Source organism: Pseudomonas sp. ok266 (assembly GCF_900110195.1).
GTDB lineage: Bacteria > Pseudomonadota > Gammaproteobacteria > Pseudomonadales > Pseudomonadaceae > Aquipseudomonas > Aquipseudomonas neuropathica.
This window is the reverse complement of sequence record NZ_FOCU01000003.1, coordinates 46,698-60,271: the sequence shown is the minus strand read 5'-3', so window position 1 is coordinate 60,271 and position 13,574 is coordinate 46,698. Positions and strand designations below refer to the sequence as shown.

General features: G+C 58.3%; 15 protein-coding genes and 2 pseudogenes. 6 read left to right on the top strand and 11 right to left on the bottom strand.

The features are described from left to right. Positions 1–56: 56 nt before the first annotated feature. The gene (locus tag BMY54_RS06080) at positions 57–503 is read left to right on the top strand and encodes a hypothetical protein (RefSeq protein WP_093430428.1); all 447 of its coding nucleotides are present in this window, start codon (positions 57–59) and stop codon (positions 501–503) included. Positions 504–1,009: 506 nt separating this feature from the next. On the opposite strand, the gene BMY54_RS06075 is transcribed toward BMY54_RS06080, so the two are convergent. Further along, the gene (locus tag BMY54_RS06075) at positions 1,010–1,315 is read right to left on the bottom strand and encodes a PepSY domain-containing protein (RefSeq protein WP_093430427.1); all 306 of its coding nucleotides are present in this window, start codon (positions 1,313–1,315) and stop codon (positions 1,010–1,012) included. Between the two features lie 161 nt (positions 1,316–1,476). Further along, a complete protein-coding gene (locus BMY54_RS06070; RefSeq protein WP_093430426.1) occupies positions 1,477–2,604 on the bottom strand; it encodes a glycerophosphodiester phosphodiesterase in 1,128 nt (375 codons plus the stop codon). A 221-nt stretch (positions 2,605–2,825) separates the two neighbouring features. Between BMY54_RS06070 and BMY54_RS06065 the strand changes: the two genes are divergently transcribed. Then, complete coding sequence (locus BMY54_RS06065; RefSeq protein ID WP_093430425.1) at positions 2,826–3,152, top strand: DUF2025 family protein; 327 nt, start codon at positions 2,826–2,828, stop codon at positions 3,150–3,152. A 125-nt stretch (positions 3,153–3,277) separates the two neighbouring features. Here BMY54_RS06065 and BMY54_RS06060 read toward each other — a convergent pair whose 3' ends face one another. Together BMY54_RS06060 and BMY54_RS06055 are read right to left on the bottom strand one after the other, a co-directional pair. Beyond that, a complete protein-coding gene (locus BMY54_RS06060; protein ID WP_093430424.1) occupies positions 3,278–3,583 on the bottom strand; it encodes an antibiotic biosynthesis monooxygenase family protein in 306 nt (101 codons plus the stop codon). After that, positions 3,583–4,287 carry a CTP synthase C-terminal region-related (seleno)protein gene (locus tag BMY54_RS06055; RefSeq protein WP_093430423.1) on the bottom strand — a complete coding sequence of 235 codons (705 nt, stop codon included), beginning with the start codon at positions 4,285–4,287 and terminating at the stop codon, positions 3,583–3,585. The genes BMY54_RS06060 and BMY54_RS06055 overlap by 1 nt, the downstream gene beginning before the upstream one ends. Before the next feature lie 15 nt (positions 4,288–4,302). Between BMY54_RS06055 and BMY54_RS06050 the strand changes: the two genes are divergently transcribed. Further along, positions 4,303–5,244 carry a LysR family transcriptional regulator gene (locus tag BMY54_RS06050; RefSeq protein ID WP_093430422.1) on the top strand — a complete coding sequence of 314 codons (942 nt, stop codon included), beginning with the start codon at positions 4,303–4,305 and terminating at the stop codon, positions 5,242–5,244. On the opposite strand, the gene BMY54_RS06045 is transcribed toward BMY54_RS06050, so the two are convergent. The 5 genes and pseudogenes from BMY54_RS06045 to BMY54_RS06030 form a co-directional block, all read right to left on the bottom strand. After that, entirely contained in the window at positions 5,245–5,778 is a 534-nt protein-coding gene (locus BMY54_RS06045) for a DUF1003 domain-containing protein (RefSeq protein WP_093430421.1), read from the bottom strand. A 173-nt stretch (positions 5,779–5,951) separates the two neighbouring features. Continuing rightward, positions 5,952–6,389: pseudogene (locus tag BMY54_RS31235) on the bottom strand (methyl-accepting chemotaxis protein); the annotation flags it as partial. Between the two features lie 108 nt (positions 6,390–6,497). After that, positions 6,498–7,181: pseudogene (locus BMY54_RS31230) on the bottom strand (PAS domain-containing protein); the annotation flags it as partial. Between the two features lie 280 nt (positions 7,182–7,461). Beyond that, the gene (locus BMY54_RS06035; RefSeq protein ID WP_093430700.1) at positions 7,462–8,529 is read right to left on the bottom strand and encodes a diguanylate cyclase; all 1,068 of its coding nucleotides are present in this window, start codon (positions 8,527–8,529) and stop codon (positions 7,462–7,464) included. Positions 8,530–8,685: 156 nt separating this feature from the next. Continuing rightward, positions 8,686–9,294 (bottom strand): TetR/AcrR family transcriptional regulator, encoded by a 609-nt coding sequence (locus BMY54_RS06030; RefSeq protein ID WP_093430419.1) that lies wholly within the window; start codon positions 9,292–9,294, stop codon positions 8,686–8,688. Positions 9,295–9,511: 217 nt separating this feature from the next. On the opposite strand from BMY54_RS06030, the gene BMY54_RS06025 reads away from it, so the two are divergent. Further along, on the top strand, positions 9,512–10,567 hold the full coding sequence (locus BMY54_RS06025) for an MBL fold metallo-hydrolase (protein WP_093430418.1): 1,056 nt from the start codon (positions 9,512–9,514) through the stop codon (positions 10,565–10,567). 36 nt (positions 10,568–10,603) lie between these two features. On the opposite strand, the gene BMY54_RS06020 is transcribed toward BMY54_RS06025, so the two are convergent. Beyond that, entirely contained in the window at positions 10,604–10,921 is a 318-nt protein-coding gene (locus BMY54_RS06020) for a helix-turn-helix domain-containing protein (RefSeq protein WP_093430417.1), read from the bottom strand. Positions 10,922–11,014: 93 nt separating this feature from the next. Then, entirely contained in the window at positions 11,015–11,782 is a 768-nt protein-coding gene (locus BMY54_RS06015) for an AraC family transcriptional regulator (RefSeq protein WP_093430416.1), read from the bottom strand. Between the two features lie 112 nt (positions 11,783–11,894). On the opposite strand from BMY54_RS06015, the gene BMY54_RS06010 reads away from it, so the two are divergent. Both BMY54_RS06010 and BMY54_RS06005 read left to right on the top strand, forming a co-directional pair. Beyond that, positions 11,895–12,710 (top strand): sulfite exporter TauE/SafE family protein, encoded by an 816-nt coding sequence (locus BMY54_RS06010; RefSeq protein WP_093430415.1) that lies wholly within the window; start codon positions 11,895–11,897, stop codon positions 12,708–12,710. 77 nt (positions 12,711–12,787) lie between these two features. Beyond that, on the top strand, positions 12,788–13,507 hold the full coding sequence (locus tag BMY54_RS06005) for a DUF6933 domain-containing protein (protein ID WP_093430414.1): 720 nt from the start codon (positions 12,788–12,790) through the stop codon (positions 13,505–13,507). Positions 13,508–13,574 lie beyond the last annotated feature (67 nt).

Sequence of the window (13,574 nt, the reverse complement as noted above, 5' to 3'; positions counted from 1 at the left end):
ATTGAGGCGGCCGTGGTCGATGACCGGTTATCTATAACCGGCATTGGAGTATTTCCATGGTCAGCATCACTTCTGTTTCGATCAATCAGACTCTCAGCACACCCACCAGCAAAACGTCGATTAGCGACGTTGCTGACGACACGTCTACCTCAGCAACCGCCAGCACGGGCGCGACTGCCGATAGCGGTAAAGTCGCCGCCGGTGGTGGGGCCGCTCCGGCGGGTGACAGCAGCTCCAGCAGCAGTGAAGAATCGGATTCGGTGAAAGAACTGCGCAAGCAGATTGCCGAGTTGCAGAAGCAATTGCAGGAGGAGCAGCAAGCGCTGCAAGCGGCCCAGGCGAAGCAGGAAAGTTCGGATGCCAAAACCGCCGAAGTAGCTGCCGCACAAGCGCAGATCACCGCCACCTCGGCCTCCCTGTCCACCGCCACAGCTTCATTGTTGCAGGCGTTGCAGGACTCCGACTCGAGCACTTCGGGCTCGTTGGTCAGCACCTCGGTGTGATGCCTTTTCCCCTCACCCTAGCCCTCTCCCGGAGGGAGAGGGGACTGACCGTGGTGATTATGCGAGCTACGCCGACCTGAAATATCGAGGCGCACTCAGGCCTTGAATAGCCCCCGATCGGCTCCCTTTCCCCTTACCCTAGCCCTCTCCCAGAGGGAGAGGGGACTGACCGTGGTGATTATGCGAGCTACGCCGATCTGAGATTTCGAGGCGCACTCAGGCCTTGAATAACCCCCCGATCGGCTCCCTTTCCCCTCACCCTAGCCCTCTCCCGGAGGGAGAGGGGACTGACCGGGGTGATTATTTGCGTTACGCCGACCTGAAATATCGAGTCGAACTCAGGTCTTGAATAACCCCCGATCGGCTCCCTTTCCCCTCGCCCCCTTGGGGGAGAGGGCTGGGGTGAGGGGGAGAAAATCTCACTGACAACACATCAACCGGGCCAAACACCAGACACAAAAAAGCCGCACGATCTCTCAATCGTGCGGCTTGCTTTATACGCGGTATCAAGTGTCTTGCTTGTTGCTCAACACCTTGCCAGTGGTCGCATCAAAGTCCACATCGAACTCTTTGCCATCAGCAGTTTTCAATTCAACTTCATACTCATAACCGTTGAAGTGGTTATCCAGGTCAGTGTCAGTAATAGTTGCACCCGGATACAGTTTCAGCGCATCGGCATTCATCGATTCCAGCGACTTGATCTTGCCTTCCTTGACCAGTTGCGGGATCTGGTCGACGCGGACATCAGCCAGGGCCACGCCAGCAGTGAGGGTCAGGGCAGCGGCGGTAAACAGGGCAGTCAAAGTTTTCATCGGTTCATTCCTTGGGTGACTCGTTTAAGTGGCCTCAGGTTAACCAGCGCAACTTAACTCACCCTTAAAACCCTGCACCCAAACAAAACGGGCAAGCCATGCACCTGCACAGAACCTGTGAGAGCGTGGCTTGCCCGTGATGAAGGCGCCTGGATTTCAGATCAGAAACCGTTGTTCTTCAACACCTGATCAACCGTGCCAGCCGCCGGGCGTTTGTAGAACTTCAACAATTCGCTGGCGCGGTTGGTGAAGATGCCGTCGACACCAGCCGCCATGACTTTCTCGAAGTCCACCGGCTCATCAACGGTGTAGACGTGCACCAGCATGCCCTGATCGTGGGTGTACTGGTTCATCCACGGTTGCACCAGATCCGAATAGCTCTGATCGCCGCCCTTGGTCAGCTTCGCCGACGGGCCGGTACCGATGGCACCTTGCGACTTGGCGTAGTCCACCCATTGCTTGAATTCGGCTTCGGACTTCGGCTCTTGTTTGCCGTAGAAAACGTTTTTGTCTTTCTCGCCGGACTCGGCAAAGGTCACTTTCGATTTCGGCTCGATGCTGCCTTCGCCGACCCACAGCAGGAGGATCTTCGGCACTTGCGGCATTTCTTTTTCCAGCAGGGCAAGGCTGTTCTTCTCGAACGTCTGCAGGATCACCTTGCCTTTACCCTGACCCACGCCCAGCGCACTTTTCGCCAGTTTCGAACCGGCCGGGCTCAGCCAGCCGCGATCCTGCAGTTTTTCCTTGAGGTCTTTCTCGATCCCGGGAAACAGCTGCGGCTCTTTGGTCTCGATGTACAGGCCCGGCTTGTGTTGCGGATTGGCCTGGGCAATGTCGATGATTTCATCGAGGGTGAGAATTTTCAGCCCGGCATAAGTAGGGCGCGCGCGGTCGGGGTAGGCCTGGTTGTACCAGCTGCCAGCGTCGAGGGTTTTCAGTTCGGCCATGGTAAACGCGGTGGCCGAGGCGTCCTTGCGCTCCGGAAATTTGCTGGCGACGTCGGTGGTGCGTTGCAGGTTGTTGTCGTGCAGGGCGAACAGCACGCCGTCCTTGCTGCGCTGCAGGTCCATTTCCAGGTAATCGGCGCCGAGGTCGCGGGCCAGTTTGTAGGACGCTGCGGTGGATTCCGGTGCATCGAAGGACGCGCCACGGTGAGCAATCACGGCCGGGTGCGGGATGCCGTTGGCGGCAGCGATCGCTTTCGGGTCGGTTTGGCTGGCAGCGTGTGCCTGACCAAGACCGAGCAGCAGGCTCAGGACCAGAGCGCTTTTGGTGAAAGTGGCGGGCATGTTCGAGTTCCTTTCGCAGGGCATTTTCAAAGACGTACCTTTTAACAACTGAATCGATTGCGTGCTATCGCAGGACCGACATAAACGTATTAAAAGCGATTTTTCCTGCACTTTTGTGGCGCGGTTTGCAGTACGCTTGCCCTCGGCAGACGTCCCGGCAGAGGGCGGGCCGCTCCGTTGCCCTGCGTGTAAACCATCGATCATTTTTCGTGAGGTTTACCATGCGCATCACCTCCCAACTCATCTGCCAGGCTGCCGACGATCTCAAGGGTTTTGTCGGCCTCAACCGCAAGACCGGTCAATACATCGTGCGTTTCAGCGAAGATTCGTTCGGCATGGACGTGGCGGATGACGGCATTATTCCTGTGAATGAATTCGTCTGGGCGCCGGCGACGGCGCAGACCATGACCCTTAAACGCGAGTTGATTCAGCTATTGCTGGATCAGAACATCGACGAGCGGATCAACATTACCGAGCCGTTGCGGGTGTATATGAGCAGGGTTGAGGTGCCGGAGATTGTCGCGGTGCGGAGTCTGGTTCGGGGCTGAAATTATCTGTGACAGTGCGGGCCTCTTCGCGAGCAAGCTCGCTCCCACATTGGATCTGCGTCGATCACAAATCCATTGTGGGAGCGAGCTTGCTCGCGAAGGCGGCCGAAAGTATGACCCTGCAATTACTGGCTGAACCGATACTCACGCTCAACCCGACACACCCGCGTATGAAACGCCGAATACCACTGCAAACGCCCGCGCTCCTGAATCACCCGATGCTCCGGGTTCTGTCGCCACGCCAGAATCGCCGCTTCGCTCTGCCAATACGACACCGTAATCCCGACGCCATCCACTCCGCGAACCGACTCCACCCCAAGAAATCCCGGCTGTTCACGCACTAACAATTCCATGCGTTCAGCCGCCTCGGCATAGCCGTTGTCACCCTCGGTGCGGGTCGAGGTAAAAATCACCACAAAGCAGGACGCCATCAACGCGGCTCCATGCAAGCTTCAACAAACGCGCGCACCAGCGGCGGCATCTGCCCTTTTAGCGCGGCACGCTCCGGTTGAAACAACGTCGCGACAAAAAATCGCTGATCCTTGAGTTCAATCGCGCGCAAATCCCCTGCCGAATCATGACCCACGGCTTGTAGCCGATCATTCAACAATTCCTGTTCGAACAGCGGATTCACACCGAAGCGGCAGCGATAACCTTCACGAATCTCAGACGTTTCGTACGCCTTGGCGATCAACGAGCCGGGCACCAAGTGAATGCTGTCCACCGCTTCGACCAGCGAACAGGTCAACGGCGTGAGTACCGCGCGTTCTGAGTCGGGTGATGTTTCACCATGTTCCGCATCCATCCAGCCCAACACATTGCGGGAAAATTCCAGCACCGCATGCTGAAAACCGCCGCAGGTGCCGAGGAAAGGGCGCTGCTGTTCGCGGGCAAAACGGATCGCCCGAAGTGCGCCGGCTTCACTTTTGTAAGGGCTGGCGGGTACGCACCAGAAACCGTCGAACCGCTCGAGCGGCGTATCGGCGTGGATCTGCTCGGTGGGCAACCATTCGAATTGCACGTTGCGATTGAGGTGTTCGGCGACCAGGCCGAGGGCGACGGGAATGGCTTGGTGGGCGGTGACTTGCGGGTCGTAATCGCCAATCAGGGCGATACGGATGGCGCTGTTTTCCATGGGAGTTCCCTGCGCTTGTTGATTGATCGCACTCACTATAGATTGGCGTTCACGCACTCAACATTGGCGTTTGCCCAAGTGATCAATGCAGCCACGCACTATCAGCTCGACTACCCCGACCTCGCCCTGATTCTCGCCTTGGTGCGTGGCGGCTCTCTGGCCCGGGCTTCGCAGCTGTTGAAGGTCGATGTGTCGACGGTATTCCGCGCCGTGCGCCGTCTCGAAGCCGCACTCGGCCAGCAATTGTTCGAAAAAAGCCGTGCCGGTTACCTGCCGACGAACCTCGCGCAGACGCTGGCCGAGCAAGCCGAACGTGCCGAACAGGCATTGGAAGCCGCACGTATCGGCGTGGAGCAGGGCGGCGAAGTGGTCAGCGGCACGGTGCGTCTGACCTGCACCGATTCGGTGTTGCAGGGTTTGCTGCTGCCGGCGCTGGCGCAGTTCATGCCCAATTATCCGGCGTTGACCATCGAACTGAGCACCTCCAACGACTTCGCCAACCTCAGTCGCCGTGATGCCGACATTGCTCTGCGCCTGACGCGGACACCGCCCGAGCATCTGGTCGGACGGCAACTGGCGAAAATTTCCTACCGGGTCTGCGCCAGTTCGCGCTATCTGCAAAATGTCGATGCTTCGGATCTGACGGCGTTGACCTGGATCGCCCCGGATGACTTTTTGCCCGATCATCCGACTGTCGCCTGGCGTCGTCAGCACCTACCCGGTGTCACCCCGGGCTATCGCTGCAACAGTATGTTGTCAGTCACGGAGCTGGTTCGCGCAGGACTCGGTGTGGCGGCATTACCGGACTTCCTCATCACCGAGGGTGTGCAGGCGTTGAGCGAGCCGCTGCATGGTTACGACACCGCGTTGTGGTTGCTGACCCGCGCGGATTGCCGAGCCTTGCGCTCGGTGGTGACGTTGTTCGATGAACTCGGGCGGGTACTGCGTTTGCCGTGATCAGCGCTGCGGGTTCTGGCGCATATGATCGTGCAGTTCGCTGGTCAGACTGGCGATGCGTTCGGTGAGGTTTTTGGTCATCTCGGTGAGGCGGGTGTTCTGCTCCAGCAGCTCAAGCAGTTGCGCGGTGTTCTTCGCCGCTTGGGCCTGACGCTCGGTATTGGCCTGTGCCAGCGCTTCACGGTGTAGCGCATCGGCATCGGCTTGTGCCTTGTCTCGGGCGGCCTGACGGGTTTGTGCCAGCAGAATCAGCGGTGCGGCATAGGCGGCCTGGAGGCTGAACGCGAGGTTGAGCAGGATGAACGGGTAAACGTCGAATTGCGTCACGCCCGACACGTTGAGGCCGATCCACACCGCGACGATCACGGTTTGCGCACCGAGAAACAGCGGCGTGCCGAAGAACCGCGCGAACGCCTCGGCGCGCAGCGCAAACCTGTCGTTGCCGAAGGTGGTGTTGAGGTGGGCGTGGGGGCGGTGGAAGCGCAGGTGATCGACGGGAGCTGTTTCAGGCAATGCGGGTTTTTCAGTGGTCATGGTGCACTCGGCAGGGCATGGGACGTGTAGTCACTATAGCCCTGCGTTGTGGCGGCCGGCCCCTTCGCGAGCAAGCTCGCTCCCACAGGTATCCGGGGTGTTTCGAATTAGTCCCTGTGGGAGCGAGCTTGCTCGCGAAGGCCGCGACGCGGTCTGGCTGCCTTGCACAAGGCTTAACCCGGCACCCGCTCATTGGCAAACATGCTCACCGCATCCACCGCCTCACTGGCACCATCACGAATCTGCAGAATCACCGTCCCCGCCTGATTCGCCAATTCGACGCCTTCAGCCGCGCGACCCCGGGTGCCTTCCATGCTCTTGATGGCCTGACGGGTTTCGCTCTGGATCAAACCGATCATGGTGGATATCTCCGCCGTCGAGCCGCTGGTACGCCCCGCCAGCAGGCGCACCTCGTCGGCAACCACGGCAAACCCGCGGCCCTGTTCACCGGCGCGGGCGGCTTCAATTGCAGCGTTGAGCGCCAGCAGATTGGTCTGGTCGGCAATCGAGCGGATGGTGTTGACGATGGCGGTGATCTGCTCGGAGCGTTCGCCCAGTTGTGCAATCAACGTTGAAGATTGCGCAATGTCTTCGGCGATTTCGCGCATTTCGCTGGCGGCTTGCTGGATCACCTGCGTACCTTGCTCGGCGACTTTTCGCGTCGCTACCGAGATGTGATAAGCCGCGCTGGCACTGCGTGCGTCCTGTTCGTGTTGCTCGACGCGCGCGGTCACATCGGAGGCGAACTTCACCACTTTGCACAAGCGCCCGGCAGCGTCATAAACAGGGTTGTAATTGGCTTCGAGCCAGACTGTTTGCCCGCGTTTATCCACGCGTTCGAACTGGCCCTGGAAAAGCTCGCCCTGATTCAAGCGCCGCCAGAAATCCTCGTAGGCGCTGCTGTTGACCAGTGCCGGCGTGCAGAACAAACGGTGATGTTTGCCTTTCAGCTCGGCGAGGGTGTAACCCATGCGCGTCAGAAAATTCTGATTGGCCGTGAGAATACTGCCGTCGAGGTTGAATTCGATGACCGCCATTGCCCGGTCGATCGCCTGCAACTTGGCGTTGGCTTCGCTTTCCTGCTGCACCTTGGCGGTCACGTCCATGGCGTACTTGACCACTTTCACCACGCGTCCCGAAGCATCCTTGATCGGGTTGTAGCTGGCTTCCAGCCAGATCGGCTGGCCCTTGCCGTCGACCCGTTCAAACGTACCGGACTGAAACTGGCCGTTTTTCAGACGTGACCACAGATCAGTGTATTGAGCACTGCGCCCGAACTCCGGTGTGCAAAAACGCCGATGGGGCTGGCCGATCGCTTGTTCGGCGGTGTAACCCATGGTCTTGAGAAAGTTGTCGTTGGCGCGCAGCACCACACCATCGAGGTCGAACTCGATGACCGCCATCGAGCGATTGATCGCATCGAGCAGGCCCGTTTGTTCGGTGAGGGTGCGCTGAAGATCGTCGACGACGGCTTTGTGGCGATTAAAGAACATGTTCGCAGTACTCAGGAAGTGGGGAAGATCGAGGATTCAGTCCCTATTTCCGCGCCGGCAGACCGAATGCGCGGACGGCATTCGGCAATGACTGCTCAATACCAGTATTCCTTAGCTGGCAGATGGCTACTTATACAAAACTTCATAAACTTGTACAAGGAAGTAATTATTTGTAATTTTGTATAACTTTTTAGGCGTCGGCGTTGTCTGTCGCGGTCCTGGTCAAGGCCACACTGATGGTGTTGCGGCCCGTGTGTTTAGCGATGTAGAGCGCTTTGTCGGCATCGTCCAGCCAGTCCAGTGCATCCTTGTACAAGTATTGATAGCGCGCCAAACCGATACTCAGGCCCACTCGCAACTCTGGCACCTGCGGATGACGGTACTGCTGCAATGCCTCGCGCAATTGCTCCATCAGGGCCTCGGCCTTGTGCAGGGGCAGTGTCGGCAGGATCACGCAGAACTCGTCACCGCCGTAGCGCCCGGCCAATTCGTACTGGTCCAGCAGGCGTTTGAGCTCCTGACTCAATTGCCGCAGCACTTCATCGCCGACGATGTGCCCAAAACTGTCGTTGATCTCCTTGAAATGGTCGATGTCGATCAACGCCAGAGTGGCTTGGGTGTTGTGTTGGCGGCACTGCTGAAATTTCAGGTGCAGCAGGTCTTTCCAGGCCCCGTGATTGAGCAGGCCGGTGAGGCTGTCGGTGCGGCTCAGGGCACTCAGTGCGCGTTTGTGTTGGGAGAGTTTGATCGCCAGGTGATAACAGACCATGCCCAGCGCGAGCGGATACAGGGTGAGCATCGGCAGGCACGCCCAGACTTGCGTTTGGGTCATCGTCAGGCTGAATTTGCCACCGAAAATCGCCCAGCCCAGCAGTACACCGGCGAGTTGCGCGAGGGCGCCGAACACGAACAGACGTTGGCCGCCGGCGGCAACGTTGTTCATGGTCATCATCGACAGGATGGTCACGGTGGTCAGCGGGTTGAACTGAAAGCACGCCGCCCAGAAACCGCCGAACATCGAGTCGTACAACAAATTGCGGCGTTCAGCCTGATACGGGAACGCCGAGCGCGTGGATATCTGGTAAGCCAAGTGCGGCCAGGCGAAACCGTTAAACAACAACAGCGCCCACAGCCAGTCGGGCATGGTCAGCGGATACAACGCCGCAGCGACGCTGAAGAATCCCACGCCCAAGCCAATGGCTCTGGGCAGATAAATACGTCTGGCGAATGACAAGCCTTTGCCGCGTTGGTTTTCCATGATGCCCTGCGCGAAATTCATCCTGAAATACTTTGCAGTATTTTCTCAGGCTAACCGTTCGTCGGTCGATTGTCGGACATTGTCATTTATTCCAACGGGAATAATCAGTGTCCTTCCGAGCCATTTAGTCGATGGTTCGCGCAGGAGAGGGGCGATTTAGAGCTGATAGTGGGCCAGAAACATCTGCAGCGCCGATTCGGCGACGCTGTTCTGCATATCGACATCGAGGGCGGCGCGGCCCATCGACATCTGCGGCCAGAAAGCAAAGGTCTTGAGCAAGCCTTGTACTTGTTGTGCGGCGAACTCCGGATCGACCGGTTTCAGTCGGCCGTCAGCCTGCGCGGCGCGAATCCACACGGTCAGACCTTCCTCGCGCTTGCCCATGCGCTCGACCATGTTCTGCGCGCGCTCCGGCGAGTGAATGGTGGCGGCAATTGCCACACGGGCCAGGGTCAGGAAATTCTCGTCAGCCATCAACTGCATTTTGGCCTGGAGCATCTGCCGTAATTGCTCACGCAAGGGCTGATCGCGGTTATAGACGACGGATTGCTCTGCGCTGATTCGTGCCCACAACTGGTTGAGAATTTCGGCGAACAACTCTTCTTTGCTGGGGAAATGGTTGTACACCGTGCGCTTCGACACACCGGCGGTGGCCGCGATTTTGTCCATGCTGGTGATCTCGAAACCGTTGGCACGGAATTCGGTAATCGCCGCTTGAATAATGGCTTCGCGTTTACGGTCGGTGAGGCGTTGTGGAGCTGTCATAAGTACGCTTCGGCAGTGAAAGGGTGAAATTACACTTGGCAGTTTACTTGTCATCCGCTTTGATGCAACCTAGAAACTACACCGCCCAGTGTAATGTTGCGTTAATCCTCGCAACCTAAAAAACAGACAGTTCGGCCTATGCGTGCAGCTTTGGCCATTTATCGTCCCAACCGTGGAAAATCCGCGAATTGCGCGGTTTTTCTGGAGTCATTCAGTCATGGCCAATCCAGTTTCGATCCCGGATAACACATCCACGCCTGAAGCCTCGCGGCAGCATCAGGGGCTGTTTCGTAATCATGCGCCGGTGCAACGCGAAGGCCTGCGCAAAATGCTGCGGATCATGTGGAACATGATTTTCCACAAACCGCGCAACACCCGGCCCGCTGCGCCGATCCCGGTGCAAGCATTGACTCGGGAAGAGCTGCTGGCAGCGCCCAATCACAGCGTCTATCGCCTCGGTCACTCGACCTTGCTGCTGAAACTGCGCGACAAATTCTTCATCACCGACCCGGTCTTCGCCGAGCGCGCATCACCAGTGCAGTGGGCCGGGCCGAAACGCTTCCACCAGCCGCCGATCAGCATCGACCAGTTGCCGCCGATCGAAGCGGTGATTCTGTCGCACAACCACTACGACCACCTCGATTACCAGGCCGTGCTCAGACTGGCCGCCAAGACCAACCTGTTCCTCACGCCACTGGGCGTCGGCGACACTCTGATCAAATGGGGCATCGATGCCAGCAAAGTCCGTCAGTACGATTGGTGGCAGGGCGCCGAGATTGCCGGCATCCGCTTCGTTGCTACACCGTCGCAGCATTTTTCCGGCCGTGGCCTGTTCGATGGCAACAGCTCCCTGTGGGCATCCTGGGTAATGATCGACGGCGACACGCGGATCTTCTTCAGCGGCGACAGCGGCTACTTCGACGGCTTCAAACGCATCGGCGAACAGTTCGGCCCGTTCGACCTGACCCTGATGGAAACCGGCGCCTACAACGTCGAATGGCCACACGTGCACATGCAGCCGGAAGAAACCTTGCAAGCGCACATCGACCTCAAGGGTCGCTGGCTCTTCCCGATCCACAACGGCACCTTCGACCTGGCGATGCACGCCTGGCACGAACCGTTCGACCGGATTCTGGCACTGGCGTGGGAACGCAGTGTTTCAATTACCACGCCGCAGATGGGTGAGGCGTTTAATATCGCTCAACCGCAACGCGGGGAGGCGTGGTGGTTGGCGGTTGAAGGGGAGAGTGAGGGTGTGGTGCAGAGCGCCTGATAGCTCGCCCAGTTCGCCCCTTCGGGGGCGATTGTCTTATTCAGCCATCGCAAAATCCCCACGCCCCATCGCTTCCGACGACACGCCCTGAACACTGGCACTACGCCCCGGCGCAAACCCGGGGAAAAACACCAATCCCTGCGCCTCGAACCGGTAAGCCAACGCCAGTCGCGCCGCATCCGCTACATCCTGCTGCGCTTCAAAGCGTTGAATGTCTTCAACCGAAATCTCAGCCTCCCGCGATAGCTGTTCCACGCTCCAGCCCAGCATCGCTCGGGCCTGGACGCAGTGCGTCGGGGTGAACTGGAAAAGGGCAATGCGTTCGAGGATGTGGTTCATCGCAAGAGAGGCCATGGTGTGCTCCGGGCTCAAGAGTGCTGATTGAAAATGTACTGTGTTTTTGTACAGTTGTTTTCGGCCGGGATCAAACGCATTTTTTGATTTGCGCTAATTTGCCGCCTCCAACCAGACGGACGGTGCCTGCCCGAGGATCCGCCGGAACATCGTCGAGAACGCCGCCGGGCTCTCATAACCGAAGTCCAGCGCGATGCGCGTCACCGCTTCGCCCGAAGCCAAACGTGCCAGCGCCAGGACCACGCATGCCTGCTGCCGCCATTGTCTGAAGTTCAGCCCGGTTTTTTGGCGAAACAGTCTGTTGAAGGTGCGCAAGCTTATGTGTAACTGGTCAGCCCATACCTGTGGTGATTGGTGGGCGTACGGCTGATGCAGAAAGTTCTGACACAGAGACAGGAGTTTTCCGTCAGGCGGCAGCGGAATGTGCAACGGCAGCGGCGCACTTCGCGTCAATTCATGCAGCAACAGATCGATCAATACGCCATCTCGCCCGCCGAGGTCATAGGTCAGCGGTACTTCCACCGCCTCCATCAGCAAATGCCGCATCAACGGTGACACGCTGATTACCTGGCAGCGCTCCCCCAGATCCACTGCGCCCGGTTCGATGTACACACTGCGAGTACTGACCCCGAGCATCAACACCTCATGCGCCACCCCCGGTGGAATCCATACCGCGCGCTGCGGCGGCACCACCCAGTTACCGTCATGAGTGCTGACCTGCATCACGCCGGTCGCGCCGTACAGCAATTGAGCCCGGCGATGTGTGTGAAAAGGCAGCAAGTGACCGTGGGAATAATCCGTACCGATCGCCACCACCGCGCGCGGTGTGTCATCCAGCAGATTGATCGAAACATTGCGCATCAGGCGTTACTCGGTGGTTGGCGTAAACGCAAACATTATTGGCTGACTTGCTGAAGCAGGCCAAGCGATGCCGCTCTATCGTCGACCGTTCTCCCACCATGGACGCCTCGACATGTTCTATTTATTGCTGACTTTCTTCGGCTGCCTTACCGGCATCACCGCCGTCCTGTTCGGCTTCGGCGGCGGCTTCGTTGTTGTGCCGCTGCTGTATCGCCTGCTCACCGCGAGCCACGGCGCCGACGACCCGATCAGCCAGTCGGCAATGCACATCGCCGTCGCCACCTCGACCTGCGTGATGATCGTCAACGCCCTGATCGCCACCGACAAACACCGTCGCGCCGGCAATCTCATCCGCCATTACCTGTGGCCGTTGGGTGGGTTCATCGGAGTGGGTGCGGTGGTGGGTGCAATAGCGGCGGTGTGGGTCAACGGCGAAGTGATTCGCTATGCGTTCATCGGTTACCTCGGCGTGACCATCGTCGACTGCCTGCTGCGACGTGGCTTTCTCACTCAGAACCCAGATGTCATCCCACGCCGACTTGGCGCTACGGAAACTTCCGCAGGTGGTGTAGGCATCGGCGCCATCGCGACGTTTCTCGGTGTAGGAGGAAGCGTCATGACCGTGCCGCTGTTGCGCCGCTGTGGACTGAGCATGTCGCAAGCGACGTCCATGGCCAATCCGTTGAGTGTGCCGGTGGCATTGGCCGGGACGCTGACGTACATGGCGCTGGCCGGGTTCTGTCAGGCTGACCTGGGCACGTGGTTTGTCGGGTACGTGGATCTGCTCGCGTTTGCGGTGCTGACGGTTGGCTCGCTCGTCGGGATACGCTTGGCCGCGCCATGGATTGGACGGATACCAGATCGGGTGCATGCCTGGGTCTATATCGGGTTGCTGATTATTGTGCTGCTGTGCATTTCGCTTAAATGAACCATTGCCAGGTTACAGCGGAAGAAATCAAAATCGGTAATTGAGCGCCATACTCCAGCAACTACCAGAGAACCCGGATGTTGATCTTCAATTGCACCGAAGCCGCCAGCAAATTCTTCAGCCGTGCTCACAAGGGCAAAAAGATCACGCCGGTGGACACTAATCCGCCGTCCTCAATCATTGAAGATGATGAGTCGAGCGGCGCTGATGAGCAGTGGCTGGTGCACGCGATAACGGTACAACGCAAGCATGTGTTGCTGGTCATTCACGTCCAGACCCGCTATTGCCTGATTTTCGCTGATGCGAAAAAGGCTGACACAGAAGACTTTGTTGATCGATTTGTGGATCGTTGGGTCAAGGGGATAGTGATCAACGCACATCATCATGACCTCGGGCAGTGGCTAAACCCTGAGTTGATGTTGGCGCGGCTGAAACAGACTTGTGAGCATCAACGGTTCTATCGACGTAGTCATCGCAGCGCGCAGAAACACATTGATGAGATTGCATGGATGTTCCAGGACAAGGTCGCCCATACGGGGTCTTTGCCACCGGATGACATCACAGCGATGGTATTCGACGAGCAAATGAATGACACGCCCAGGAACAGCAAGGGCGCCAAGTCTTACTATTTTCCGAATGAGGAAATGGCGCTTCACTGGCTGCGTCATTACTGCTTTCTTGATGACGTCCAGCTTCATGCTGCCAAGGAGCGTCGCCAACAAATGGTTCGGGAAATTGCTGCCCTCGAGCGCGAAGCGTGGCTTAAAAAGTACGAGCAAGAAAACTCGAATAGTTAAGCGGCGCCGGCCATAATCGCAGCGTATTTTTAGCGCCGGCGCTTATGTGCCGACGCGTTCTCCGACT